We start from the raw sequence: 26392 nt of genomic DNA, 5'->3' as shown, positions 1-26392 counted from the left end.
CATGGCCACTCGACGAACGAAGAAGCCAGTATCCCCGGTCGCCCTGGTGGGCGCCGGGCCCCGTGACCCCGGCCTGCTGACCGTGCTGGCCGTCGAGACCCTGCAAGCCGCCGACGTCGTCGTCGCGGACCCGGATGTCGCGCCCGCGGTGCTCGAACCGCTGGCCGCCGAGATCCTCAAGATCGGCGACCTGGACGCCCCGAAGCCGATCCGGGACGCGGAGGCCGCGACGGCCGCCGTCGTCAGCCGGGCCCGCGCCGGTGACAAGGTCGTCCGGCTCTACTCGTCCGACCCCTGGCTCACCCGGATCGGCGCGAACGACGCGCAGTCGCTGGCCAAGGCCAAGATCCCCTACAAGGTCATCCCCGGTGTCGCCACCGGCGCCGCCGTCTCGACCTACGCGGGCGTCGCCCCCGGCCTTCCGGTGACCTACGCGAGCACGACCGGCGTCTTCTCGTCCAGCGGCGAGCTGCCGGCGGCGTCGCCGTTCGGCCCCGACGCCGTCGGCCTGGGCTCCTCGCCGTTCGGCACGTCGCGCGGCCTGATCGGCCGGCCGCTCGGCGGTTCGCTGGGCGGTGGCCTTGGCGGCGGGCTGGGCTCCAGTGGTCTCGGTGGCGGTCTCGGCGGTGGCGGGCTGGGCGGTGGCCTCGGCGGCGGGCTCGGCCTCGGTGCCGGGTTCGGCGGCCTGGGAGGCACCGTCGCGGGCGTCTCGGACGTCGACTGGGCCGGCCTCGCGCAGACCCCGGGCACCCTGGTGATCACCGCGGCGCCGAACGAGATCGGCAAGGTCGCGACGGCCCTCGTCGAGCACGGCCGGCCGGGCGACACCCCGACCGCGGTCACCGTCGACGGCACCACCACCGACCAGCGCACCGTCAGCTCCACCCTCGACCGGATCGAGAACGACGCCGCGCCGCTGCTGGCGAACTCCAGCCAGCCGCCGACCCAGATCGTGCTCTCGATCGGCCCGGTGGTCGCCACCCGGTCGAAGCTCTCCTGGTGGGAGACCCGGGCGCTGTTCGGCTGGACCGTGCTGGTGCCGCGGACCAAGGAGCAGGCCGCGATCCTGTCCGACCTGCTGCGCTCGCACGGCGCGAGCCCGCTGGAGGTCCCGACGATCGCCGTCGAGCCGCCGCGGACCGCCGCCCCGATGGAGCGGGCCATCACCGGCCTGGTCTCCGGTCGCTACCAGTGGGTTGCCTTCACGTCGGTCAACGCGGTCAAGGCCGTGCAGGAGAAGGTCGAGGAGCGCAGCCTGGACGCCCGCTCGTTCGCCGGCGTGAAGGTCGCCGCGATCGGCGAGGCGACGGCGGAGGCGCTGCGGTCCTTCGGCATCCGGCCCGACCTCGTGCCCGCGGGCCAGCAGTCGTCGGAGGGCCTGCTCGCCGACTGGCCCGAGTACGACAGCTCGCTCGACCTGCTCGACCGGGTGCTGCTGCCCCGGGCCGACATCGCCACCGAGATCCTCGAGGCGGGCCTGAAGGAGCGCGGCTGGCAGGTCGACGACGTCACCGCCTACCGGACCGTGCGGGCCGCGCCGCCGCCCGCCCCGATCCGGGAGGCCCTCAAGGGGGGCAGGGTGGACGCGGTCGTGTTCACCTCGTCCTCCACCGTGCGCAACCTGGTCGGGATCGCCGGCAAGCCGCACGAGACGACCGTCATCGCGTGCATCGGCCCGAAGACCGCCGAGACCGCCCAGGAGCTGGGCCTGCGGGTCGACGTCGAGGCGCCCGAGGCGACGATCGCCTCGCTGGTCACCGCGCTCGCCGACTTCGCCGCCGAGCACCGCGAGGAGCTCGGCAAGGTCGGTCCGCTCGCCGCCCGGCTGCCCAAGCCGCGCCGGGGCCGACGGTGACCACCGGGGGCCGGCCGGCGGGCGGTCCGGCCGCGGGCTTCCCGCTGGCCCGGCCGCGCCGGCTGCGCCGCACGCCGGCGCTGCGCCGGCTGGTCTCCGACGTGCGGCTGCATCCGGCGGACCTGATCCTCCCGGCCTTCGTCAAGGAGGGCGTCAGCGAGCCGGTCCCCGTCAGTTCGATGCCCGGCGTCGTCCAGCACACCAGGGACTCGCTGCGCAAGGCGGCCGCCGAGGCCGCCGAGGCGGGCGTCGGCGGGATCATCCTGTTCGGCGTGCCGGCGGAGAAGGACGCTCGTGGCTCGGCAGCCGACGACCCGGACGGGATCGTGCAGCTGGCGATCGCGGACCTCGTGTCCGAGGTCGGCGGGTCGATGGTCGTGATGGCCGACCTCTGCCTGGACGAGTACACCGACCACGGCCACTGCGGCCTGCTCACCGAGACCGGCGACGTCGACAACGACGCGACGCTGGAGCGGTACGCCTCGATCGCGGTGGCGCAGGCGCGTGCCGGCGTCGAGGTGGTCGCGCCGAGCGGGATGATGGACGGCCAGGTCGGCGCGATCCGGGCGGCGCTGGACGGCGCCGGGTACCCGGACCTGCCGATCCTGGCCTACTCGGCCAAGTACGCGTCCGCCTTCTACGGCCCGTTCCGGGAGGCCGCCGAGTGCGCGCCGCAGTTCGGCGACCGGGCCGGCTACCAGCAGGACCCGGCCCGCTCGGCCGCCGAGGCATTGCGCGAGGTCGCCCTCGACCTGGCCGAGGGCGCGGACGCCGTGATGGTCAAGCCGGCGCTCGCGTACCTGGACGTCCTGCGGGCCGTCGCCGACGCCGTGGACGTGCCGGTCGCGGCCTACCAGGTCTCCGGTGAGTACGCGATGGTCGAGGCCGCCGCGGCCAACGGCTGGGTCGACCGGGACCGGATCATCAACGAGACGCTGACCGCGATTCACCGGGCCGGCGCCGACCTGATCCTCACCTACTGGGCCACCGAGGTCGCGCAGAAGCTGCGCCGCGCCTGAGGCGCCTTCCCCCCAGGTACTGACGACCCCTTCACCGAGTTCCGCGGCCAGTGGCGAAAGTCGCCGCTGGCCGCTCGGCGTTTCCGGGATTCGGCCGCTCGGCGATTTCTGGTACCCCCGGGGGGTATCGTGAGACCGTAGTACGGCGGCGTCGGGGTGGCGCCGCGGGCCGGGAGGGATTCTGATGACTGTCAGCACCTACACCGTGACCGGTATGACCTGCGGGCACTGTGTCCAGGCCGTGACCGAGGAGCTCTCCCAGCTGCCCGGCGTCACGGCGGTGAAGGTCGACCTCGCCTCCGGGCAGGCCGAGGTGGGCAGCGAGGCGCCGCTCGACAGTGCCGCTGTCCGCGCCGCCGTCGAAGAGGCCGGCTACCAGCTCGCCTGAAATCGGCTCAGATCCGGGGACGGAGGCGACGACGATGGCCGCAGTTCGCAACGCTCGGACGGCCGGGCTTCGACCGGGCGACGCCGGCGAGCCCCTGGGCCCCGGCGACACCGTGGAACTGCTCGTCGGCGGGATGACCTGTGCCTCCTGCGCGGCCAGGGTGCAACGCCGGCTCAACAAGCTGCCCGGCGTCGACGCGTCGGTGAACTACGCGACGGAACGCGCCACGGTCAGCCTCGTCGACGCGGCGCCCCTGGCGCCAGGTGCCCTCGACCTCGCCGCTCTGGTCCGGGAGGTCGAGGCCGCCGGCTACAGCGCCGCGCCGCTGGTCGCGCCGCGCGCCGGGCAGGGGGGCCGGACCCTTGTCGACGACCCGGACGCGCCGACCGTCGACGCGATCGAGCAGGCCGAGGCGGCGGAGGCCGCCGAGACCCGGCGGTCCTGGACCCGGGTCTGGGTGAGCGCGGCACTCGCGGTGCCGGTGATCGTGCTCGCGATGGTGCCGCCCGCCCAGTTCCCCGGCTGGCAGTGGGTGTCGCTGGCGCTGGCCGCTCCGGTCGTCGGCTGGGGCGGGCTACCGTTCCACCGGGCGACCTGGCGCAACCTGCGGCACGGCGCGGCCACGATGGACACCCTGATCACGCTGGGCACGCTGGCCGCGTTCATCTGGTCGCTCTACGCCCTGGTGTTCGGTGACGCCGGCCGGATCGGGATGCGGCACGGCTTCGACCTGCTGGCCTCCCGGTCGGGCGGGGCGGACACGGTGTACTTCGAGGTCGCGGCGGGCGTCACCGTCTTCCTGCTGATCGGGCGCTACCTGGAGCTGCGCTCGCGGCGCCGGGCCGGGGCCGCGCTGCGGGCCCTCCTGGAGCACGGCGCGAAGGACGTCGCCGTGCTCGGCCCGGACGGCGTCGAGCGACGGGCGCCGGCCGAGTCGCTCGCCGTCGGGGACCTGTTCGTCGTGCGGCCCGGCGAGCGGGTCGCCACCGACGGGGTGGTCGTCGAGGGGGCCGCCGCTGTCGACACCAGCCTGGTCACCGGCGAGTCGGTGCCGGTCGACGTGGCGCCGGGCGCGTCGGTCACCGGCGGGACCGTGGCCGCCGGCGGCCGGCTGGTGGTCCGGGCCACCCGGGTCGGCGCGGACACCCAGCTGGCCCAGATGGCCCGGCTGCTCGCGGCCGCGCAGTCCGGCAAGGCCGAGATCGCCCGGCTGGCCGACCGCGTGTCCGCCGTGTTCGTCCCGGTCGTCCTCGTGCTCGCCGCCGGCACGCTGGCCGGGTGGCTGCTGGCCGGGGCCGGGGCGACGCCCGCCTTCACCGCCGCCGTCGCCGTGCTGATCGTCGCGTGCCCCTGCGCGCTCGGGCTCGCGACCCCGATGGCGCTGCTGGTCGGCACCGGGCGCGGCGCCCAGCTGGGCATCCTGATCCGCGGGCCCGAGGTGCTGGAGTCGACCCGCCGGGCCCAGGTCGTCGTCCTCGACAAGACCGGCACGATGACCGTCGGCCGGATGGCCGTCACCGAGGTGCACCCGGCGGCGGGCACCGACCCGGCCGACGTGCTGCGGCTGGCCGGGGCCGTCGAGGCCGCGAGTGAGCACCCGATCGCGCGGGCGATCGCCGGCGCCGCTCTGGCCTCCCGGCCTCCGGTCCCGCCTGGCTCCGCTGTCCCGTCCGGGGCTGTCGGATCGGCTGAGCTGCCGCCGGTCGCGGGTTTCGTCGCGTTGCCCGGTCTCGGGGCGGGCGGCACCGTCGAGGGGCGCTCGGTGCTCGTCGGCCGCGCGCGGCTGCTGGCCGAGCGGGGCGTGCCGGTCGACGACGACGTCGCCGGCTGGCAGGAGGCGACCGAGTCCGCCGGCGCCACGGTCGTGCTGGTCGCCTGGGCCGACGCCGTCGGCCCGGCCGATGGGGACCCCGCGGCGCGGGTGCGGGGAGCGATCGCCGTCGCCGACACGGTCCGGCCGACCGCGCGGGAGGCCGTCGCCGGCCTGCGTGGCCTCGGCCTGCGGCCGATGCTGGTCACCGGGGACGCGGAGCCGGTCGCGCGGGCGATCGCGGCCCAGGTGGGGATCGCCCCAGCCGATGTCGTCGCCGGGGTGCTGCCGGCGGGCAAGGTCGACGCGGTCCGGGCGCTCCAGGCCGAGGGGCTCGTCGTGGCGATGGTTGGCGACGGGGTGAACGACGCGCCGGCGCTCGCCCAGGCCGACCTGGGGCTGGCGATGGGGACCGGCAGCGACGTCGCCATCGAGGCCGGTGACCTGGTGCTGGTCGGCGGCGACCCACGGGGGGCCGTCGACGCGATCCGGCTCTCGCGGGCCACGCTGCGGACCATCCGCGGCAACCTGTTCTGGGCGTTCGCCTACAACGTCGCCGCGTTGCCGATCGCCGCCGCCGGGCTGCTCAATCCGATGATCGCCGGCGCCGCGATGGCCGCCAGTTCCCTGTTCGTCGTCTCCAACAGCCTGCGCCTACGCCGCTTCGCCCGTCGCTGATCGCAGGCGTCGAGCGGCGCTCGACGCGGCGGTGAGCCCGGCTTGATGTGCGTCTGGAAAAGTTTCGGTAACCGTTCATGACTGGTGGGCCAGTTCGCCGACCTGGAAGTTCTGCGTGTGCCACGGTGTGACCTATCTGGCGCGCTATGTGGTCTCTCGGACACGGCAGGACTGGTCAGCCAATATCGGCACAACACGGCGTACGACGACGGCGCCGCGTCGAAACAGGCGACCACGTTCCAGGCCGCTCGCGAAGCAATCGCCTTGGGGGAGCGATGAGCGCGGCGACGCAGGAACCAGCCGAGCCGGTCCTTGGACCGGCCTGCCCGAGCGAAGGGTCACCAAGAAACGGTCATGACGACCACCCGACCGGCGCGGAAGCCCGCGCCAACGGCGGTCTCCGCCACTCCAACCATCGAGCCGGGGCCCACGGCCCCGGACGAGGGCGACAGTCCAGCACCGGCGGCCGAGGACGTGACTCCGGCCGGCGGTAGCCAGCCGGCGGCCGAGGCCGAGCCGGACCAGCCTGAAGCCCTCAACCCGGCGGCCGACCCCGAGCCGGACCCGACCGACGACGCCGAGCCGTCGGCCGAGGCGGACCCACCCGACGAGGCCAAGCCGGCAGCGGAAGCCGTAGCGGACCCCGTCGACGGCGTCGATCCGGTAGCGGAGGCCGAGCCGGAACTGGTGGATCGTGCCGAGCCCGTGGCGGAAGCCGTGCCGGACCCCGTCGAGGGCGTCGAGGCGGTAGCGGAGGCCGTGCCAGAACTGGTCGAGGATGGCCCTGTCGACGGCGCCGAGCCGGTGGCCGAGACCGCGGCGGACCCGGACCCGACTGGCGAGGCCCCGGTGGTCTTCGCGGCGGTCGAACCGGTGTGGGCGATCGATGCCGTCGACCTGGTGAAGACGTATCGCGGCCGGCGGCGCGCGGACCCGCCGGTGCAGGCGGTCCGCGGGATCACCCTGCGAGTACGGGCTGGAACGATCTTCGGACTGCTCGGCCCGAACGGTGCCGGGAAGTCGACGACGGTGCGGATGCTGGCGACGTTGACCCGCCCGGACGCCGGTTCGGCGACAGTCGCCGGGCACGACCTGCTGCGCCATCCCTGGGAGGTCCGCCGCTCGATCGGGATCGTCCCGCAGCGTTCCGGGGCCGACCCGGACGCCACCGGCCGCGAGAACCTGTTGCTGCAGGGACGGCTCTACGGCCTCGGCGGGGCCGAGCTCGCCCGCCGGGCCGACGAGCTGCTCGACCGGTTCGGCCTGGCCGACGCGGCCGGCCGGCTGGCCCGCACCTACTCGGGTGGCATGCTGCGCCGCCTGGACGTGGCGATCGGCCTGGTCTCCCGCCCGGCCGTGCTGTTCCTCGACGAGCCGACGACCGGCCTGGACCCGGAGGCCCGGGCGGTGATGTGGGCCGAGATCGAGGCCCTGACCGCCGACGGCCTGTCGATCCTGCTCACGACCCACTACCTGGAGGAGGCCGACCGGCTGGCCTCCCGCGTCGCGATCATCGAGAACGGCCAGGTGGTCGTCGAGGGGACGCCCGACGAGCTCAAGAGCGAACTGCACGGTGACGCGGTCGAGCTGGAGCTGACCGCGACGCCCGACGCCCGCCAGGTCGAGGCGCTGCGGATCCGGCTCGCGGCGCTGCCCGGCGTCGGCGAGGTGACCTTCACCGGCCGCGCGGTGCGGGCCAGGGTCGACGGCGGCGCCGCCATCCTGCCGGCGCTGTTCGCCGCGGTGGACGGCGCCGGCCTCGCGACCGCCGCGGCCACCGTCGCCCGGCCGTCCCTCGACGACGTCTACCTGCGCCACGTCGGACATCGGTTCGGCCGGCAGGAGGAGGTGGCCTGATGACGACGATCACCGAGCCGGCGCCCGTCACGGGATCCCTCCCCGCGGCTGTCCCGACCGTCGCGCCGACCACCAGCCGGACCAACGCGCGGCCGGCGGGGTACCGCCAGTTCGGGGCGCTGACGGCGCGGCTGCTGCGCTCGCTGATGCGCCGGCCGGCGTATCTCGCGATCACACTCGTCCAGGCGGTGGTGTGGCTGCCGCTGTTCGGTTCGCTGTTCCACAGCATCTCGACGGTGCCGGGGTTCGCCGACAACGACTACATCGACTACCTGACCCCTGGCGTCGCCACGATGAGCGTGCTGTTCTCCGCCGGCTGGACCGGGATCCGGTTCATCGACGACATGGAGACCGGCGTGATGGAGCGGCTGCTCGCCTCGCCGACGCGCCGCTGGGCCATCGTCGGCGGCACCCTCGCCAACCAGGCCCTGCTGGTCGCCGTGCAGGTGGCGCTCATCGTCCTGCTCGGCTGGTCGCTCGGCGCGCACCTGCGCTCCGGGGTGCCCGGGGTGCTGGTGCTGATCGTCGTAGCGGTGACGCTGAGCGCCGCGGTCGCGGCGCTGTCCGACGCCCTCGCGCTGGTGGTGCGCCGCCGGGAGGCACTGATCGCGGCGGCGAACTTCCTGGTGCTGCCGTTGACCTTCCTGTCGACGGCGATGATGCCGGCTGGGCTGCTGCCCGGCTGGATTCGGGCCGTCGCCCACTACAACCCGGCCAACTGGGCGGTGACGGCGTCGCGGGGGGCCATCGCCGCGAACCCCGACTGGCTGTCCGTTCTGTGGAACCTCCTGGGCCTCGTGGCGCTCGCCGCGCTCGCCTGGGCGGTGGCGGTCCGGGCCTTCCGGGGCTACCAGCGCTCGCTGTAGCCGCCTGGCGTGCGGCCGCGGAGCCGGCCTGGCGTCCGGCTGCCGTCTGGCCGGCGCCGTGGCAGGCTACGGAGAGTGACGGATCAGATGGTTCTGGTGCTGACAGCGGCGGCGACGGTCGCGCTGGCCGCCTGGTTGTGGCTGGCGGTCTGCTGGGGTGGTTACTGGCGGACCGACCAGCGGCTGCCGGCGCGGCGGGCACCGGCGAAGTGGCCGCCGGTCGCGATCGTCGTCCCGGCCCGGGACGAGGCCGCCGTGCTGCCGGTGACCCTGCCCAGCCTGCTGGCCCAGGACTATCCCGGCCCGGTCACGCTGGTGCTCGTCGACGACGCGAGCACCGACGGCACGGCGGAGGTCGCCCGTGACCTGGCGGCCCAGGAACTCGCCCGGCGGGCCGCCGCCCGGGACGCCGGCGACACCGCCGCGCTCGGCGGCGTCGGGCTCACCGTGCTGTCGTCCACGCCGCCGCCGGCCGGCTGGACCGGCCAGCTCTGGGCGCTGCAGCACGGGGTCGAGTTCGCCGGCGAGGCCGAGTTCGTGCTGCTCACGGATGCCGACATCGCCCACCGGCCCGGCTCGCTGCGCGCGCTGGTCGAGGCGGCGACGACGCACCGGCTCGACATGGTCTCCCAGCTGCCGCGGCTGAACATCACCTCGTGGTGGGAGCGGTTGGTCGTCCCGGCGTTCGGCTATTTCTTCGCGATGCTCTACCCGTTCCGCTGGTCGAACCGGCCCCGGTCCGGGGTGGCGGCGGGCGGCGGCTGCTCGCTCGTGCGCCGCGAGGTGCTGCGCGACGCTGGCGGGCTCGCGGCGGTCCGCGGCGCGGTCGTCGACGACGTGGCGATCGCCCGGCTGGTCAAGAACGCGGGCGGGCGGACCTGGCTCGGCCTCGCCGACCGGGCCGACAGCGTCCGGCCATACCCGGCGCTCGCCGACCTGTGGAACATGGTCACCCGCAGCGCCTTCACCCAACTGCGGCACTCGGGGGCGCTGCTTGCCGGGACGGCCCTCGGCATGCTGCTGCTGTTCGTGGTGCCCGTCGCGGCGGCGGTGACGGGACTCGCCGTCGGCGCGTGGCCGCTCGCCGCGGTCGGCGGCGCCGGCTGGCTGCTGCTCGCCGGCACGTACCTGCCGATGGTCCGCTACTACCGCCAGCCACTGCCGGTGGCCCTGCTGCTCCCGGTGACGGCGCTGCTCTACCTCGGGATGACGTTCGACTCGGCCCGTCGGCGCCGGGCCGGGCGCGGCGTCACCTGGAAGGGCCGGATCTACGGCGACTCGGCGGCCCGAGGCCGGGAGCCGGTCGTCGACCCGGGCCAGCTCGTGCCCGGCCTGGTCCCGGACCAGGCGCCCGCTCCGGCGGCGGACGCGGGCCCGGCCCGCCCGGCCGTCCCGGACGGCATCTTCGGCGACCCCCGCTGACTCCCGGGGAGCCGATCCGGCCGGCGCGCGGGTCCGTTCACGCGGACCCGCGCGCGGTCGTCGGCTAGCTGGGGGACCGGGCGAGCGTGCGCAGGAGCGCGCGGGTGCGCTGCTCGTCGGCGCTGCCCTCGGGGGCGAACGGCACGGCGACGAAATCGGTCGCGCCCGCCGCGGCCACGTCGGCGACCCGAGCCGCGACGGACTCCTCGTCACCGATGATCGCGACGTCGGCCGGCCCGGCGGCGCCCTCCCGGTCGAGCATGGCCCGGTAGGACGGCAGCTTGCCGTAGATCGCGAACGTCTTGTTGGCCGCGACGCGCGCGCCCTCGACATCGTCGGTGACGCGGACCGGCAGCGAGGCCACCACCCGGGGCTCCGGGCGCCCCGCCTCGGCGGCGGCGGCCCGGATCGTCGGGACCGTGTGGTCGCGGATCGTCGCCGGCCCGGTCATCCACAGCACCGTCCCGTCGGTGCGCGCGCCGGCCAGCCGCAGCATCGCCGGCCCCAGCGCCGCGACCAGGACCGGCACCCGCCCGAGCCGCGGCGTCGAGAGGCCCGCCGCGGCCCGCAGGGTCTCGCCCTTGACGTCCACCGGCTGCCCGTCGAGCAGCGGCACCAGCGCGGACAGGTACTCGGACATGTGCCGCGCCGGCCGGTCGAAGCTGTAGCCGAACATGTCCTCGACCACCAGCCGGTGCGACAGGCCGATGCCCAGGGTCAGCCGGCCGCCGGTGGCCAGCGCCGTCGTCAGCGCCTGCTGGGCGAGCGCGACCGGGTGGCGCGGGTACGTCGCCACGACCGCGGTGCCGACCTCGATCCCCGGGACCTGGCTGCCGGCGACCGCGAGCGCCGTCAGCGCGTCCAGGCCGAAGATGTGCGTCATCCACGCGGATGTGAGCCCGTCCTCGGCGGCCTGCGCCAGCGTGTCCCGCAGCCGGGCGAGCGCGTCCGTTCCGCCGGGGTCTGGCAGGAGGGTCCCGATGCGCATGACGACTCCGATCGTTCGGCTCTTGGTGCGAGGACTGCCGTAATCTTCGTCACCGCGAGCCCGCACACGCCACTGGCCACGAGGCCCGGGCCACTGCGCCCCGCTCGGCTCCGAGATGGGGCGCTGTGTCGCGTTCGGCCCACCCGGCCTTGCTCGCTATGAGGTGGGTCACGCCTCACCGGCCGGGCGAGGCCGGTGGGCGGGTAGCGACCTCCGGTGGACCTGCGAGGATCGGGGCATGCCTGTTCCCGCAGCCCCAGGCGGCGTCGTCCCGTCTGCTGCCCCGGCCTCCGAGCACCTGTTCGCCCGCGCCGAGCGGGTCACCCCCGGCGGGGTCAACTCGCCGGTCCGGGCCTTCCGGGCGGTCGGGGGTGTGCCCCGGTTCATGGTGTCCGGGAAGGGCGCCTACCTCACCGACGCCGACGGGCGTACCTACGTCGACCTGGTCGGCTCGTGGGGCCCGATGATCCTCGGCCACGCGCACCCGGACGTCGTGGCCGCGCTCCAGCGGGCGGCCGCCAGCGGCACCAGCTTCGGCACGCCGACGCCCGGTGAGGTGGAGCTGGCCGAGGCGCTGGTCAACCGGGTGGCCCCGCTGGAGCAGGTCCGGCTGGTGAACTCGGGCACCGAGGCGACGATGAGCGCCGTGCGGCTGGCCCGCGGCTTCACCGGCCGCACGAAGGTCGTCAAGTTCGCCGGGTGCTATCACGGCCACGTCGACGCGCTGCTCGCCGCGGCCGGCTCGGGCATCGTGACGCTCGGCCTGCCGGACACCCCCGGCGTCACCGGCGCGGCCACCGCCGACACGATCGTGCTGCCGTACAACGACCTGGCCCTCGTCGAGTCGGTCTTCGCCGAGCAGGGCGGCGAGATCGCCGCCGTCATCACCGAGGCAGCCGCGGCGAACATGGGCGTCGTCCCGCCGCTGCCGGGCTTCAACGCCGGTCTGCGGCGGTTGTGCGACCAGCATGGCGCGCTGTTCATCCTCGACGAGGTGATGACTGGGTTCCGGGTCTCCCGGGCCGGTTGGTGGGGGATCGAGGGCGTCGCCGAGGGCTGGGCGCCCGACCTGTTCACGTTCGGCAAGGTGATGGGCGGCGGTCTGCCCGCGGCGGCCTTCGGCGGCCGGGCCGACGTCATGGCGCGGCTCGCCCCGGCCGGGCCGGTCTACCAGGCCGGCACCCTGTCGGGGAACCCGCTGGCCGTCGCCGCCGGCCTCGCGACCCTGAACGCCTGCACGGACGAGGTGTACGCGGCCGTCGACGCCCGGGCCGGCGACGTCGCCGGGATCGTCTCCACCGCGCTCACCGAGGCCGGCGTCGCCCACCTGCCGGCGAGCGCCGGCAGCCTGTTCAGCTTCTTCTTCACCGACGCCGCCGCCGTCGTCGACTACGCGGGTGCCGTGGCCCAGGAGTCGGTCCGGTACGCGGCGTTCTTCCACAGCATGCTCGACGCCGGCGTCTACCTGCCTCCGTCGGCGTTCGAGGCCTGGTTCGTCTCCGCCGCGCACGACGACGAGGCCGTCGAGCGGATCGCCGCCGCGGCACCGGCCGCGGCCCGCGCCGCCGCCGCGGTCGCCGACCCGCCCGTCGCCGCCGGCCGGGCCGAGGCGGTCTCCTCGTGACCCAGCCGCCGGTGACGCAGCCGCCGCCCGCGCCACGGCCGCCGGACGAGGCGGGGACCACCACCGTGCACCTGGTCCGCCACGGCGAGGTGTTCAACCCGGAGAAGATCCTCTACGGCCGGCTGCCGAACTACCGGCTGTCCGAGACCGGTGAACGCCAGGCCAAGGTGGTGGGCGAGTACCTGGCCGACCTGGACGTGGCCGCCGTGGTCGCGAGCCCGCTGCTGCGCGCCCAGCAGACCGCGGCCCCGATCGCCGCCGCCCACGGCCTGCCGGTGCTCACCGACCACCGGCTGATCGAGAGCCGCAACTTCTTCGAGGGCCGCAAGTTCGAGGCCAGCCCCCGGCTGCTGCGCGACCCGAAGATGTGGTCGGTCCTGCGCAACCCGCTCAAGCCGTCGTGGGGCGAGCCGTACACCGAGATCGCCGAGCGCATGCTGCGCGCCGCCGAGGACTGGCGCGACAGCCACCCCGGCCGCCAGGTCGTGCTGGTCAGCCACCAGCTCCCGGTCTGGACGGCCCGGCGCGCGCTGGAGGGCCGTCGCCTGTTCCACCGGCCCGACCGGCGCCAGTGCGCGCTGGCGAGCGTCACCTCCGCCGTGTACCGCGACGGGACCCTGCTGCGCGTCGACTACGCCGAACCCAACGGCCCCACCGCCGCGGGCTCGGGCTCGGTCGGCGCCTGAGGCCGCCGCCGCGAGGCTTGTCACAACGGTTCGCCGGGCCCCGGCCGTCGCCTGGGACGGGCGCGGCTTACTGTGGTGAGTGAAGTTCTACGGACGGTCGTAGACGTGGAGCGAGTGCGGCGACGGAGTAGACCCGAGGCGCACTGGGAGCGCGGAACGTGGCGCACATACTGAGTGACGTGCTGAAGTCGGGGCGGGGCGTACGCATCCCCGCGGGGCGGGGCCCGCGCGGCTGGCGCCGGGCCGTCCTGCCGTCGTTGGCCCTGGCTGTCGGGATCGGCAGTCTCGGCCTGTCCGGCTGCTCCAGCTCGGCGAACAAGGTCGACGCCTCCACCGGCACGTTCAAGTTCGTGCCGCAGGCGCCGGGCCAGGACTTCGCGGAGCTGGGTCACCGCAAGGCGGCGCCCAACCTCGCCGGCACGACGCTGACCGGCACCAAGCTGGACCTGGCGTCGTTCCGCGGCAAGATCGTCGTCGTCAACTTCTGGGCCTCGTGGTGCTCGCCCTGCCGGGCCGAGACGCCGAACCTGCTCCAGGTGTCCGCGCAGAAGCCGGACGTCGCGTTCCTCGGCGTGGACGAGCGCGAGGACGTGTCACCCGCGCAGGCCTTCGTCCGGTCCTACAAGGTCACCTACCCGAGCATCGTCGACAAGCTCGGCACGCTCGCCGCGCACTGGCCGGTCGCGGTAGCCCTCCCGACTACGTTCGTGCTCGACCGCAACGGTGACATCGCGGCTCGCTTCGCCGGCGGCGTGACCGCGCAGAGCCTCGGCCCGGTCCTCGACAAGCTCGCGGCCGAGACGTGACCTCGGTGACGACGGGCGGCGGGGACTCGCGGTGAGCGTCGCCGGGCTGGTCACGGACGGGCCGCTGCTGCTGGCGACGCCGGTCGCCGCCGTCGCCGGACTGCTGTCCTTCTTCTCGCCCTGCGTGCTGCCGCTGGTCCCGGGCTACCTCTCGTACGTCACGGGCCTGTCCGGCGCCGACCTGGAGGGTCAGCCCCGCGAGGCCGAGGAGGCGGTGACGCGGGAGACCGCTCCCGCCGAGGCCGTGCTGGTGGCGGCGGCGCCAGGTGTGGCCGCCGCCCGGCCGTCCGACGCGTCGGCGCCGGTGGGCACCGGATCGGCGGCTGAGGCCACCATGCCCAGAACGCCGGCCCGGCTGCTGGGCGCCGGGCTTGGCCGGGCGCGCCGGGTCGGGCGGGTGACGGTGGGGACCGGGCTGTTCGTGCTCGGGTTCTCGGCCGTGTTCGTCTCCTACGGCGTGGCGTTCGGCGGGGTCGGGAGCTGGATCCGGATTCACCAGGTCGGGGTGACCCGGGTGCTCGGCGTCGTCACGATCCTGATGGGCCTGCTGTTCGCGGGGGCCTTCTCCCGGTTCATGTGGGCCAACCGGGAGCTGCGCCTGCACCGGCTGCCGTCGCCGGGGCTGCTCGGCGCCCCGCTGCTCGGCGTGCTGTTCGGTCTCGGCTGGACGCCGTGCCTCGGCCCCACGCTCACGGCCGTCCTGGGCCTGGCGGTGCAGAGCGCGACCGCGGGGCGCGGCGCGTTCCTGTCCGCCGTGTACTGCCTGGGCCTGGGCGTACCGTTCGTCGTCGTCGGCCTCGGATTCCGCCGGGCCGCCGGCGCGCTGGCGGTGGTCCGGTCGCACGCCCGGCTGCTCACCCTCGCCGGCGGCACGCTCCTGGTCGTCGTCGGCGTCCTGCAGGTGACCGGTCAGTGGGCCGACCTGGTCTCGACGCTGCGCTCGTTCGCCCCCGGATTCGCGGAGACACCGCTGTGACGCCACCCTCGACGAGCTCCACCGCCACGGCCGGCAAGACCGGCGCGGCAGCCGCTTCGCCGACAGAGGTCGACGCCGACGAGATCGTCGCCCAGCCGGACGCGTTCGGCGTCCCGGCGGCCCGGCAGACGGGCCTGCCCGCCGTCGCGGCGACGTCCCCCGAGGGTGCGGCGGACGGTGGGCGGACCAGCCTGGCCAGGCTGGTCGACCCGGTCCGGCGCGGCTGGCGGGTGCTGACCAGCATGCGCACCGCGCTGATCCTGCTGTTCCTGCTGGCGGTGGCCGCGATCCCGGGCTCCCTGCTCCCGCAGAACAACATCAACCCGATCCTGGTGCAGCGTTACCGGGCCAACCATCCGACGCTTGGGCCGATCTTCGAGCGCCTCTCGCTGTTCCACGTCTTCAGCGCGCCGTGGTTCGCCGCGATCTACGTGCTGCTCTTCATCTCGCTGATCGGCTGCCTGTGGTCGCGGGTGCGCTGGCACGCGCAGGCGCTGCTTGGCCGCCCGCCGGCGGCGCCGGCCCGGCCGGGGCGCCTCGCGGGCGGCTCCGCCTTCGCGAGCCCGCTCGCGCCGGGCGAGGCGACCGCCGCCGCGGCCGCGATGCTGCGCTCGCGCCGGTTCCGGGTCGCGATCGCGGCCGACGGGGCCACCCGACCGGACGGCAGCCCCGACCACTCGGTCGCCGCCGAGAAGGGCTACCTGCGGGAGACCGGCAACCTGGTCTTCCACATCGCGCTGATGGTCCTGCTGCTGGGCGTCGGGCTCGGCTCCTGGTACGGCTACCAGGGCTCGATGCTGGTCGTGCAGGGTGACGGGTTCTCGAACACGCTGCTGTCCTACGACCAGTTCACCGCCGGCGCGATGGTCGACACCGCCAACCTGCGGCCGTACTCGGTCACGCTGGACAAGTTCAGCGCGAGCTACCAGCTCAGCGGCGAGCCCAAGGAGTTCGCCGCCGCGGTGTCGTACCGCACCGGTCTGGACTCCCCGGTCAAGAAGACGGTGATCAAGCCGAACCACCCGCTGGTGATCGGCAAGGACAAGGTCTACCTGCTCGGTCACGGCTACGCGCCGCACTTCGTGCTGCGGGACAAGGCCGGGAAGGTCGTCTGGGAGTCGTACGTCACCTGCGCCCAGGAGGACCCGAACTTCCGCTCGCTGTGCGTCGTCAAGATTCCCGATGCCGGGCTCGCGCCGGTGGGCAAGCTCCAGACACCTCAGCAGCTGGCCTTCATGGGCTTCTTCACCCCGACGACGATCGACGACCCGGCCCAGGGCCTCGTCTCGATCTACCCGGCGGCCGCCAACCCGGCCATCACGCTGACGGGCTACGTCGGCAACCTGCACGTCAACGAGGGAATCCCGCAGAACATCTACTCCCTCGACACGCGGGACATGAAGCAGTTCACCTCCGACGGGCCGACCGGCAACGGCGTGATCTCGCAGGCACTGTGGATCGGCCACGCCGACGAGCGGACGATGACCAACCTGCCCGGCGGGATGTCGCTGTCCGTCGACGGCGTGCGCGAGTACGCCCAGTTCCAGGTCAAGTCGGACCCGACGAAGGACCTCGTGCTCGTCGCCGCGATCGCGATCATCCTGGGCCTGATCATCAGCCTGCGGGTCCGTCGCCGGCGGGTCTGGGTCCGGGCTCGTGCCGCCGGCGCCGGTAGCACGGTCGAGATCGGTGGCCTGTCCCGCTCGGACGCCGAGGGCTTCGCCGCGGAGCTCGCCTCGCTGACCACCCAGCTACGCGCCGCGACCACCGTCACCCAGGACACAGCCGCCCAGGACTCCGCCAGACCCAACCCCGCCAGTCCGGACGCCGCGAGACCCGACGGCGCCCCCTCGACCACCGATGAGAACGCCCCCTCCAGCAACAGACGGGAGCCGTGATGGCCGTCAACGAGGGCCTCGCCTCGCTATCCGACCACCTCTACGGCGGCGCGATGGCCTTGTACGCGGCCGGGATGCTCGGCTACGCGGCCGAGTTCGCCTTCAGCCGATTCGGTCGCGCGGGAGCGGAGGCCGAGGCGGCCACCACGTCCGCCACGGCGACGCCCGCCACCGCGACGGCCAAGCCGGCCCGTGAGCCGGCACTCGTCGGTGCCACGGCGGCCGGTGCCGCCGGCGACGTCCCAGCCCCCGCCAAGGCGGCCGCCCCCGCTGCCGGCGTGGCGGGCCCGGCCTCCGGCGGCTCGGACTTCGACGGGGCCGACGACGAGCAGCCGGCCCGGGCCCTGCTCGTCGGCCGGATAGCGGTCGTGCTGACCGTGCTCGGCTGGGCGCTGCACCTGAGCTCCGTGGTCACCCGTGGTTTCGCCGCCGGCCGGGTGCCGTGGGGCAACATGTACGAGTTCTCGTCGATGATCTGCCTGATCGCGATCTCGGCGTTCCTCGTGCTGCTGGTCCGGTTCGACGTCCGCTGGCTCGGAGTGTTCGTCACGTTCCCGGTGCTGGTCTACATGGGGCTCGCCGGCACGGTTCTGTACGTCGCGGCCGGCCCGCTGGTGCCCGCGCTGAACTCGTACTGGCTCAAGATCCATGTGGTCGCGGCCATCCTGGCCAGCGGCATCTACCTGGTGTCCGCGGTGACCACGGTGTTGTTCCTGGTCAAGAACCGCTGGGAGCACCAGCTCGCGGAGGTCGCCGCCGGCCGGGCCGAGGTCACCGCCGCGATGCGCAGCCGCGGCGGCATCGTGATGAAGCTGCCGGCGGCAGCCTCGCTGGACACGCTGACCTACCGCCTGATCGCGCTCGGTTTCCCGGTGTGGACGTTCGCCGTCATCGCCGGCGCGATCTGGGCCGAGGCCGCCTGGGGCCGGTACTGGGGCTGGGACCCCAAGGAGACCTGGTCGTTCATCACCTGGGTCTGCTACGCCGCCTACCTGCATGCCCGCGCCACCGCCGGCTGGCGGGGCAAGAAGGCCGCAGCGGTCTCCCTGGTCGCCTTCAGCGCTCTTTTCGTCGACTACTACGTCGTCAACCTGTTCCTGACCGGCCTGCACTCGTACGCGGGCGTCTCGGCCTGACCCTTGTCCGCGGCTGGCACCGCTAGCGCTGCCTAGGCACCGGGGTGATCGCCGTTTTCGCCCCCTGGCGGTCGTGAATCGGCCCTGGTCGCAGCCATTCCAGGGCCCAAACAGTGATCACGGCCTGGAGGGCGGCGGCCTGGGGCGGTTCGGCTGGCCAGCCTGGAGAGCGGTGCGGTGCTAGTGGTGGGACGCCGGGCCGTCGGGGTTCTCGCGGCGGAGGCGCTCGGTGAGCTCGCGGAGGAACTCCGGGTCGTCATCCGGGCCGACGGGGCCGGCGGGTGGGCTGCTGCGGGGCCGGCCGCGGAACAGGCTGGGCCCGGCGACACGCTGCGACTCGACGATGTCGAATCGGCCGCCGTACGCGGGATGGTCACGGCGCGCCGCCATCCCGCGGCGGCGCCGGACCGCCGCCGAACGGGGCCGGCCGAAGAAGAACCAGAGCACGCCGCCGACGGGGAACAGCAACAGCGCCAACAGGATCCAGATGGTCTTCGTGAGGGTCCGGACGTCCTCGCGCGGAGTTCGCGCGACGTCGACGATCACATAGCCGAGTAGTGCGTACAACATTATGTAGAGCAGGAGAGTCACCGGCTGTCCGTCCCCTTCCCGCTCGCCGCTCACCGCGCTGTCGGGTGGCCGGCCCGTCGCCGAGTCCGGTCGCGGGCCGCTCCGCTCGCACGGGGGCGGTCCCGGCAGCCATCTCAGCCTACGGCGCGGCGAATCGTCCGCGGGCCGTGCCCCAAAGTCGTGACACGGCCGTCATCTGGCCGCTCGCGCGTTGGCCTGCTGGCGGTGGTGGCGGCCCCGCCCGGCCACGCGCGCACCGACAGTGTGCGTCATGCGCGGGCGCCGTGTCCGCCCGGTGATAAGAGAGGCACACCGAGCCTTTTCCTGTCAATCGCCGGAACAGCGGTCCCGACGGGAGCGCCGCGGGCCCGCGGAACCGCGCGGGCCCCAGCTCAGGCGCCAGGCCGGCGGCCCAGATCGCGAGGCGTACACCGGATCGGGCCGGGGAGGCGGCGACGCCAGAGGCCCGGACGCTGCGAGGATGGGTGACATGGCTTGGGCGGATCTGCGCGCGTTTCTGGGCGACCTCGAGAAGCACGGCGAACTGCGCCGCATCAAGGCTCCGGTCGACCCGCGCCTCGAGGTGACGGAGATCGTGCAACGCGTGGTGCGGGCGGGCGGCCCGGCGCTGCTGTTCGAGAACCCGGTGGGCTCGGACCTGCCGCTGGCGATCAACGTCTTCGGCACCGAGAAGCGGATGGCCCGCGCGCTCGGCGTCGAGCGGCTGGACGACCTGGGCACCCGGATCGCGGACATGCTGCGCCCGGAGCTGCCGCACGGGTTCTCGGGGATGCGGGACGCCCTCGGCAAGGCCGCGCGGCTGACGAACATGCCGCCGAAGAAGGTCCGCACCGCGCCGTGCCAGGACGTCGTCTACAAGGGCGACGAGGTCGACCTGTTCCGGCTGCCGGGCATCCTGTCCTGGCCGGACGACGGTGGCGCGTTCCTGAACCTGGGCCTGACTCACACCCGCCATCCGGAGACCGGTGCCCGCAACCTCGGCATGTACCGGCTACAGCGGCACGACGCCCGGACCGTCGGGATGCACTGGCAGATCCACAAGGACTCGAACGCGCACCACGCCGTCGCCGAGCGGCGGGGAGAGCGGCTTCCGGTCGCGATCGCCTTCGGTTGCGACCCGGTCGTCACCTACGCGGCGAGCGCACCGCTGCCGGCGGACATCGACGAGTACCTGTTCGCGGGCTTCCTGCGCAGTGAGCGCGTCGAGCTGGTGGACTGCCTGACCGTCCCGCTGCAGGTACCGGCGAACGCCCAGATCGTGCTGGAAGGCTGGCTGGAGCCGGGGGAGCGCCTCCCGGAGGGCCCGTTCGGCGATCACACCGGCTTCTACACACCGGTCGAGCCCTTCCCGGCACTGCACGTCGACGTCATGACGATGCAGCGCGACCCGATCTACCAGACGATCGTGGTCGGCCGGCCGCCCCAGGAGGACGGGCCGATGGGCAAGGCCACCGAGCGCATCTTCCTGCCGTTGATCAAGATGCTGATCCCCGAGATCGTGGACTACGACCTGCCGGAGGCCGGCGTCTTCCACAACTGCGCGATCGTGTCGATCGACAAGCGCTACCCGAAGCAGGCGCAGAAGGTGATGCACGCGGTCTGGGGCGCGGGGCTGCTCTCCCTGTCGAAGTTGGTGATCGTCGTCGACGCGGACTGCGACGTGCACGACTACTCCGAGGTCGCCTGGCGGGCGTTCGGCAACGTCGACTACGCCCACGACCTGGTCACCACGGTCGGCCCGGTCGATCACCTGGACCACTCGTCGTACGAGCAGTTCTACGGCGGCAAGGCGGGCATCGACGCCACCCGCAAGCTGGCCACCGAGGGCTACCGCAGGGCCGGCGGGTGGCCGGACGAGTGCGTCATGGACGAGGCCACCCGGACCCTGGTGACCTCGCGCTGGAAGGAGTACGGGCTGTGACTGAGGCCGCCGTCCTGCCGGGGGCGATCGAGAAGCCGAAGGCCTTCCTGCGGCTGGTGAAGATCGAGCACTCGGTCTTCGCGCTGCCGTTCGCCTATGTCGCGGCACTCGCCGCCGGGTTCCGGGCCTCCGGCTCGGTGCACTGGGTGGATCTGGTCCTCGTCACGGTCGCGATGGTCGCGGCCCGGACGTTCGCGATGGCGGCGAACCGGATCATCGACCGGCGGATCGACGCGCAGAACCCGCGGACGGCGACCCGCGAGCTGGTCACCGGTGTCGTCGCGGTGCGCACCGCGGTGATCGGCAGCGTGGTGGCGCTGGTGGTGTTCCTGGCCGCCGCGGCCGCGCTGGGCTGGCTGTGCCTGGCGCTCGCCCCGGCCGCCGTCGTGCCGCTGGTCGTCTACCCGTACGCCAAGCGGTTCACCGACTTCCCGCAGGTCATCCTCGGGATCGCCCAGGCGGTGGCGCCGATCGGAGCCTGGATCGCGATCACCGGGCACTGGTCGTGGGCCGCGGTCGTGCTCGGGCTCGCGGTCGGCACCTGGATCGGTGGCTTCGACCTGATCTACGCCTGCCAGGACGTCGAGGTCGACCGGCGGATCGGGGTGCGCTCCGTGCCGGCCCGGTTCGGGGTTCGGGCGGCCCTCATCGCGTCGCTCGTCACCCACGTCGTGACGTTCGGGCTGTTCGTGGTCTTCGGGCTGATGGAGCACTTCGGCGCGCTGTGGTGGGTGGGTATCGCCGCCACGGCGGTTGCCTTCGGGTACGAGCACGCGATCGTCAGGCCGACCGACCTGTCGAAGGTCAATCGGGCGTTCTTCACCGCCAACGGTTTCGTCGGCATCGCGCTGTTCGTCTTCGCCCTCGCCGACCTGATCGTCCGCGGCCTGCACGGGTGACGGGCCCGGCCGGTGATCCTGCGGCGAACGGTGTCGCGGCGGCGGCCGGGGCCCCGGCGGCCCGGCGGCCGTGGGTGGTCGGGGTCAGTGGCGCGAGCGGGACGCCGTACGCGGCGTCGGTGCTGCGTGGGCTGCTCGCGGCCGGCCTGCCGGTCGACCTGGTGGTGTCCCGGGCCGCCCGGCTGACCCTGCTCGACGAGACCGGCATCGCCTGGCGGGACGGCCCCGGCGCCTGGCCGGAGGCGCTCGCCGGCTGGCTCGGCACCAGCCTCGCCGGCCGGCCCCGCGCCGACCGGGACGAGGTCGTCGCCGGGGTCGACGCGCTGGTCCGGGTGCACGGCGCCGACAACCTGGCCGCCGGGCCGAGCAGCGGCTCCTACCCGACGAGGGGCATGATCGTCGTTCCGGCGAGTACCGCGACCGTGGCCGGGATCGCGCTCGGCCTGTCCAAGGACCTGCTGCAGCGCGCGGCCGACGTCACCCTCAAGGAGGGCCGCCTGCTGGTCGTCGTCCCGCGCGAGATGCCCTTCACCGGGGCGACCCTGCGCCACCTGGTCACGCTGCACGACACCGGGGCCGTCGTCGCGGCCGCGAGCCCTGGCTTCTATGCCGGGGCCGCCGACGCGCAGGCCCTGGTCGACTTCGTCGCCGGCCGGGTGCTGGACGCCGCCGGCGTACCCAACGTTCTTTTCCGCCGCTGGGCGGGCGAACTGGGCGCGGCGCGGACCGACCGGCCGCGACCTGGCACAGTGGACACGGGGACAGCGCTGGACAACGGGCTGACAGCGGGACCAGGGCGTGAGGGAGATCGGGATGGCGCGCGGGCGCGGGGACCGGGCAGACAAGGCGGCGACGCCGACGGGGGCTAAGGGCACACCCGCCACGAAAGCGACGCCGACCAAGGTGACGCCGACCAAGGTGACGCCCGCGAAGGTCAAGGTGAAGCAGACCAAGGTCGCGCCGCCGCCGGGGAAGGCCGGGTCGGGCGGGCTTTTCGGGAAGCGGCCGAAGCGGGAGCTCGAGGAGTTCGACCTGCGGGCCGCGCTGCCGTTCTTCCTCGCCAGGATCGGGATCTTCCTGGTGATCGCCGTGGTGCTCTGGCTCGCGGCGGGCCTGCCCCTAGTGCTCGCCGTGCTGCTCGGCCTGATCGGCGGCGCGCTGGCCGGCTACCCGCTGGCCCGGATGCAGAAGCAGGCCGCCCGCGTCGAGGGTTCGACGCCCGCGCCGCCGGTGAAGCCCGTGAAGCCGCCGAAGGCCCGCAAGTAGTCGACAGCCGGCGAGTGAGCCGCGTCGCCGAACCCGCGCCAGGCCCTTGTGGATCATCTGGGTCTGGCGGAAGGCGGATAGGCTTGCCGGTTATGGATGCCGGGCGCAAGCGGGAGATCGAGGACAAGGTCCGGGCCGGGGACCGGCTGGACCGATCGGACGGCGAGGCGCTGTACGCCAGCGACGACCTCGCCTGGCTGGGTGCCCTCGCGCACGAGGTCAGGACCCGCAAGAACGGGAACCAGACCTTCTTCAACGTCAATCGGCATCTCAACCTGACGAACGTCTGCTCGGCGAGCTGTGCCTACTGCTCCTTCCAGCGCAAGCCGGGGGAGGCCGATGCCTACACGATGCGGATCGAGGAGGCCGTCCGGCTCGCCAAGGAGATGGAGCCGTCCGGCATCACCGAGCTGCACATCGTCAACGGCCTGCACCCGACCCTGCCGTGGCGGTACTACCCACGGTCGCTACGCGAGCTGAAGGTGGCGCTACCCAACGTGGCGCTGAAGGCCTTCACCGCCACCGAGATCCACTGGTTCGAGAAGATCAGCGGCCTCGGCGCCGACGAGATCCTCGACGAGCTGATCGACGCCGGCCTGGAGTCGCTGACCGGCGGCGGTGCCGAGATCTTCGACTGGGAGATTCGCCAGCAGATCGTCGGCCATGAAACCCACTGGGAGGACTGGTCGCGCATCCACCGGTTGGCGCACTCCAAGGGCCTGCGCACGCCGAGCACGATGCTCTACGGCCACGTCGAGTCGCCCCGCCACCGCGTCGACCACGTGCTGCGGCTGCGCGAACTGCAGGACGAGACCGGCGGTTTCGCCGTCTTCATCCCGCTTCGGTTCCAGCACGACGCCGCCGGCGACCCGCGCAACCGGCTGATGAACCAGCCGATGGCGACCGGCGCCGAGGCGCTCAAGACCTTCGCCGTCTCCCGGCTGCTGTTCGACAACGTCGACCACATCAAGTGCTTCTGGGTCATGCACGGCCTGACCACGGCCCAGCTGGCGCTGAACTTCGGCGCCGACGACCTGGACGGGTCGGTCGTCGAGTACAAGATCACTCACGACGCGGACCGGTTCGGCACCCCGAACACGATGACCCGCGAGGACCTGCTCACACTGATCCGGGACGCCGGCTTCCAGCCGGTCGAGCGGGACACCCGCTACCGGGTGATCCGCGACTACGAGGGCCCTGACCCGGCCCGCCGCGACGTCCCCCAGCCGATCGACGCGTAGGCGAGGCCGAGGTGACCGACGAGGAGCGCCCCGCGAGCCCGTCCGGAACCGGGCCCGCTTTGGACGAGCCCGCCCTGGCCGAGCCGCCGACGGCCTCCGAGTCGCCGGCGGCAGCCGGCCCGGTGGCGGCGGCCGGGCCGGTGGGCGGCGGACCGGCGCGGACCGGCGCGGCCCGGCCCGCCCACTTCCGGCCTGCGGGCGGGGCGGGCATCGGGTCGATCTTCGTGCTGGCGTTCCTGGTGATCCTGCTGCCCGGGGTCGTGCTGTACCTGGTCACCCACGCGCTGGGCCTGGGCCTGGCGCCCTCCACCCTGCTCGGGCTGCTGCTGGTGATCGTCTGCCTGGCCCTCTACCCGAGCGTGCTGGTCCGGCTGGGCTGGGTGAAGAAGCGCGCCAAGCCGGCCGGGAGACAACGATGACGCAGGGTCGGAGGATCCCATGACCAAGCCGTCAAAGGCCGAGATCGCCTCGTCCGGGCCGGCCAAGGCGCCGCCGGGGATGCTCTCGCTCCACGTGCGCTACTACGGCCTGCGGGTGCTGCTGTTCGGCGTGGTGACCGCGGTCGTGCTGCTGCTGGGCGTCAGTACGGTGCCCGGGATCTTCCTGTCCTTCGTGATCAGCGGGGTGCTCAGCCTGCCGCTCGCGCTGCGCCAGCGCAGGGCGACCCAGCAGGCCGCCGAGCTGCGCCGAGGCGGGAGTTGACCACGGCCGGCGCCGACGAGGACGGCGGCCACGGCCGCGCGCCCGACCACGGGAGCACCGTGCCGTCCGGTCGCGCGAGCGATGTGACCCCGGCAGGCCCGGTCCCAGGGCCGACGGTCGCCGGGGTGCCCAGGCCTCGCCCGACCCCGGGCGGCCCGGCCACTGACGTCGCCGAGACCCGGCCGCGCGTCGGGCACATTCAGTTCCTGAACTGCATGCCGTTCTACTGGGGCCTGGTCAATTCGGGCGCCCTGCTGGACCTGGACCTGTATAAGGACACCCCGGACCGGTTGAGCGAGGCCCTCGTCGCCGGCGAGCTCGATCTCGGGCCGATCAGCCTCGTCGAGTACCTGCGGCACGCCGACGAGCTGGTGGTACTGCCGGATCTCGCCGTCGGCTCCGACGGGCCCGTGCTGTCGGTGGTGCTGAGCACCCAGGTACCCGTCGACGAGATCCGCTCGGTGGCGCTCGGCTCGACCTCGCGGACCAGCGTGCTGCTGGCCCGGATGATGCTCGAGGACAGATTCGGGGTCCGGCCGCGGTACATCACGATGCCGCCGGACGTGCCGATGATGCTGCGGGAGGCCGACGCCGCGGTCACGATCGGTGACGTGGCGCTGCGGGCCTACTACGAGTTCGAGCAGGGCGGCCCCGGCCACCGGCCCGAGGTCATCGATCTCGGCGCGGCCTGGCGGGACTGGACCGGGCTGCCGATGGTCTTCGCGATCTGGGCGGCCCGCCGCTCGTTCGCGGGGGCTCACCCCGGTCTGGTCAAGGAAGTGCACAGCGCGCTGCGTGGCGGCATCGAGCTCGCCCTCGCGGAGGTGCAGACGGTCGCCGCCCGTGCGTCGCGCTGGGAGGTCTTCGACCAGGCATCGCTGGTCCGTTACTTCACGACGCTCGACTTCCGCCTCGGCGAGCGCCAACTCGCCGGTGTCGCGGAGTTCGCCCGCCGCGCCGCGGTACGCGGCGCGGTTCCGCCACCCCGCGACATCGTCTTCGCCGACGTCTGACCGGCCCACCCACCGCGCCGCCCTCCTGATCGGGCGCTTTTGGCCCTCGATGGCCGGGCGTGCGCGGGGCCGGGACTAGCGGAAGCCGGGACTAGGTAATGCGGAAGCCGGGCCTACCTGAAGCCGGGACTAGGCAACGCGGAAGCCGGGCCTACCTGAAGCCGGGCTTGTCGGAAGTCGGCCTAGCGGAAGTCAGGACCAGGCCGCGGGGGAGTCGGGCTTGGCGCCGCGCGGAAGTCGGGACTAGCTAGTGCGGGAGCCGGCGTCTAATGCGGCACCTGACGGGGCTGGCCTCGCCGGAAGCCCAGCAAGATCGCTGTTTTCGCCCTCGCGTGGCTGTAACTGCCGCGGCTTCGTGACCACTTGAGGGCCAAAACGGCGATCAAGCCAGCGGTTGACCTCGCGGGAGCCGGCGCCAGCTGGCGATCGCGTGGCTGGGCGGCGGTCGCCCCGGTCGGCATCTCAGTCCGGCGAGGGCCGGTACTCCACGGCATTGCGCCCGCCAATTCCCTACCCAACTGGCGATCATCACGCCCTCCCCGCGCCGAGGTTCATCGTGATCGCCGGTTGGGTAGGGGAAACCGTTACTCACTGCCCGATTTGCCGCATTTATCCATACGCAACTAGCGATCATGGCCATCGCAAACCGTTGGCCGGCCTGAAGATCGCCAGATGCGTACGCGAATCGGCGGCTCGGACCTTCGGTTGCGCGATTGCGCTGCCCGCCGCCCCTCGGAGCGACCGCCAGGG

23 protein-coding genes are annotated in these 26392 nt (G+C 73.6%); 21 read left to right on the top strand and 2 right to left on the bottom strand.

Annotated features, from left to right (window positions below; genetic code table 11):
- Window position 1 precedes the first annotated feature (1 nt).
- From FRAEUI1C_RS31375 to FRAEUI1C_RS31345, 7 genes are all read left to right on the top strand, one after another.
- The gene (locus FRAEUI1C_RS31375; protein WP_013427407.1) at window positions 2-1855 is read left to right on the top strand and encodes a bifunctional uroporphyrinogen-III C-methyltransferase/uroporphyrinogen-III synthase; all 1854 of its coding nucleotides are present in this window, start codon (window positions 2-4) and stop codon (window positions 1853-1855) included.
- The gene (hemB, locus tag FRAEUI1C_RS31370) at window positions 1852-2874 is read left to right on the top strand and encodes a porphobilinogen synthase (RefSeq protein ID WP_013427406.1); all 1023 of its coding nucleotides are present in this window, start codon (window positions 1852-1854) and stop codon (window positions 2872-2874) included. The genes FRAEUI1C_RS31375 and hemB overlap by 4 nt, the downstream gene beginning before the upstream one ends.
- A gap of 184 nt (window positions 2875-3058) precedes the next feature.
- Window positions 3059-3262, top strand: a complete 204-nt coding sequence (locus FRAEUI1C_RS31365; RefSeq protein WP_013427405.1) for a heavy-metal-associated domain-containing protein — start codon at window positions 3059-3061, stop codon at window positions 3260-3262.
- Window positions 3263-3296: 34 nt separating this feature from the next.
- Entirely contained in the window at window positions 3297-5750 is a 2454-nt protein-coding gene (locus FRAEUI1C_RS31360; protein ID WP_013427404.1) for a heavy metal translocating P-type ATPase, read from the top strand.
- 354 nt (window positions 5751-6104) lie between these two features.
- Window positions 6105-7607 (top strand): ABC transporter ATP-binding protein, encoded by a 1503-nt coding sequence (locus FRAEUI1C_RS42025; protein WP_013427403.1) that lies wholly within the window; start codon window positions 6105-6107, stop codon window positions 7605-7607.
- Window positions 7607-8473 (top strand): ABC transporter permease, encoded by an 867-nt coding sequence (locus FRAEUI1C_RS31350; RefSeq protein ID WP_013427402.1) that lies wholly within the window; start codon window positions 7607-7609, stop codon window positions 8471-8473. The genes FRAEUI1C_RS42025 and FRAEUI1C_RS31350 overlap by 1 nt, the downstream gene beginning before the upstream one ends.
- Window positions 8474-8548: 75 nt before the next feature.
- Window positions 8549-9895, top strand: a complete 1347-nt coding sequence (locus FRAEUI1C_RS31345; protein ID WP_157735103.1) for a glycosyltransferase — start codon at window positions 8549-8551, stop codon at window positions 9893-9895.
- 64 nt (window positions 9896-9959) lie between these two features.
- Here the strand turns inward: FRAEUI1C_RS31345 and FRAEUI1C_RS31340 are convergent, their stop codons facing one another.
- Window positions 9960-10883, bottom strand: coding sequence for a TIGR03564 family F420-dependent LLM class oxidoreductase (locus tag FRAEUI1C_RS31340; RefSeq protein ID WP_013427400.1), 924 nt, complete (start codon window positions 10881-10883; stop codon window positions 9960-9962).
- A 238-nt stretch (window positions 10884-11121) separates the two neighbouring features.
- Between FRAEUI1C_RS31340 and hemL the strand changes: the two genes are divergently transcribed.
- From hemL to ccsB, 6 genes are all read left to right on the top strand, one after another.
- Window positions 11122-12507 (top strand): glutamate-1-semialdehyde 2,1-aminomutase, encoded by a 1386-nt coding sequence (hemL, locus tag FRAEUI1C_RS31335; RefSeq protein WP_013427399.1) that lies wholly within the window; start codon window positions 11122-11124, stop codon window positions 12505-12507.
- Window positions 12508-12518: 11 nt separating this feature from the next.
- A complete protein-coding gene (locus tag FRAEUI1C_RS31330) occupies window positions 12519-13193 on the top strand; it encodes a histidine phosphatase family protein (RefSeq protein ID WP_049807300.1) in 675 nt (224 codons plus the stop codon).
- Between the two features lie 158 nt (window positions 13194-13351).
- Window positions 13352-13999, top strand: coding sequence for a TlpA family protein disulfide reductase (locus FRAEUI1C_RS31325; protein ID WP_013427397.1), 648 nt, complete (start codon window positions 13352-13354; stop codon window positions 13997-13999).
- Window positions 14000-14030: 31 nt separating this feature from the next.
- On the top strand, window positions 14031-14975 hold the full coding sequence (locus tag FRAEUI1C_RS31320) for a cytochrome c biogenesis CcdA family protein (protein WP_013427396.1): 945 nt from the start codon (window positions 14031-14033) through the stop codon (window positions 14973-14975).
- Window positions 14972-16873: a cytochrome c biogenesis protein ResB gene (resB, locus tag FRAEUI1C_RS31315; protein WP_013427395.1), complete on the top strand. Its 1902-nt coding sequence runs from the start codon at window positions 14972-14974 to the stop codon at window positions 16871-16873. Before FRAEUI1C_RS31320 ends, resB begins: the two co-directional genes overlap by 4 nt.
- On the top strand, window positions 16873-18009 hold the full coding sequence (gene ccsB, locus FRAEUI1C_RS31310) for a c-type cytochrome biogenesis protein CcsB (RefSeq protein ID WP_013427394.1): 1137 nt from the start codon (window positions 16873-16875) through the stop codon (window positions 18007-18009). The genes resB and ccsB overlap by 1 nt, the downstream gene beginning before the upstream one ends.
- A gap of 180 nt (window positions 18010-18189) precedes the next feature.
- On the opposite strand, the gene FRAEUI1C_RS31305 is transcribed toward ccsB, so the two are convergent.
- Entirely contained in the window at window positions 18190-18579 is a 390-nt protein-coding gene (locus FRAEUI1C_RS31305) for a PLD nuclease N-terminal domain-containing protein (protein ID WP_041259770.1), read from the bottom strand.
- Between the two features lie 490 nt (window positions 18580-19069).
- Between FRAEUI1C_RS31305 and FRAEUI1C_RS31300 the strand changes: the two genes are divergently transcribed.
- The 8 genes from FRAEUI1C_RS31300 (at window position 19070) to FRAEUI1C_RS31265 (ending at window position 25642) form a co-directional block, all read left to right on the top strand.
- Window positions 19070-20521, top strand: a complete 1452-nt coding sequence (locus FRAEUI1C_RS31300; RefSeq protein WP_013427392.1) for a menaquinone biosynthesis decarboxylase — start codon at window positions 19070-19072, stop codon at window positions 20519-20521.
- Window positions 20518-21420 (top strand): menaquinone biosynthesis prenyltransferase MqnP, encoded by a 903-nt coding sequence (gene mqnP / locus FRAEUI1C_RS31295; protein ID WP_013427391.1) that lies wholly within the window; start codon window positions 20518-20520, stop codon window positions 21418-21420. The genes FRAEUI1C_RS31300 and mqnP overlap by 4 nt, the downstream gene beginning before the upstream one ends.
- Window positions 21417-22289: a UbiX family flavin prenyltransferase gene (locus tag FRAEUI1C_RS31290; protein WP_013427390.1), complete on the top strand. Its 873-nt coding sequence runs from the start codon at window positions 21417-21419 to the stop codon at window positions 22287-22289. The genes mqnP and FRAEUI1C_RS31290 overlap by 4 nt, the downstream gene beginning before the upstream one ends.
- A gap of 34 nt (window positions 22290-22323) precedes the next feature.
- Complete coding sequence (locus FRAEUI1C_RS31285; protein WP_041259769.1) at window positions 22324-22686, top strand: hypothetical protein; 363 nt, start codon at window positions 22324-22326, stop codon at window positions 22684-22686.
- A gap of 92 nt (window positions 22687-22778) precedes the next feature.
- The gene (gene mqnE / locus FRAEUI1C_RS31280) at window positions 22779-23927 is read left to right on the top strand and encodes an aminofutalosine synthase MqnE (protein WP_013427388.1); all 1149 of its coding nucleotides are present in this window, start codon (window positions 22779-22781) and stop codon (window positions 23925-23927) included.
- 11 nt (window positions 23928-23938) lie between these two features.
- Entirely contained in the window at window positions 23939-24346 is a 408-nt protein-coding gene (locus FRAEUI1C_RS31275) for a hypothetical protein (RefSeq protein ID WP_013427387.1), read from the top strand.
- 19 nt (window positions 24347-24365) lie between these two features.
- Entirely contained in the window at window positions 24366-24629 is a 264-nt protein-coding gene (locus FRAEUI1C_RS31270) for a hypothetical protein (RefSeq protein WP_013427386.1), read from the top strand.
- 125 nt (window positions 24630-24754) lie between these two features.
- Complete coding sequence (locus FRAEUI1C_RS31265) at window positions 24755-25642, top strand: menaquinone biosynthetic enzyme MqnA/MqnD family protein (RefSeq protein WP_041261850.1); 888 nt, start codon at window positions 24755-24757, stop codon at window positions 25640-25642.
- Window positions 25643-26392: the final 750 nt, after the last annotated feature.

Source organism: Pseudofrankia inefficax, assembly GCF_000166135.1.
Taxonomy (GTDB): domain Bacteria; phylum Actinomycetota; class Actinomycetes; order Frankiales; family Frankiaceae; genus Pseudofrankia; species Pseudofrankia inefficax.
This window is presented reverse-complemented; position numbering and strand designations above follow the sequence as displayed.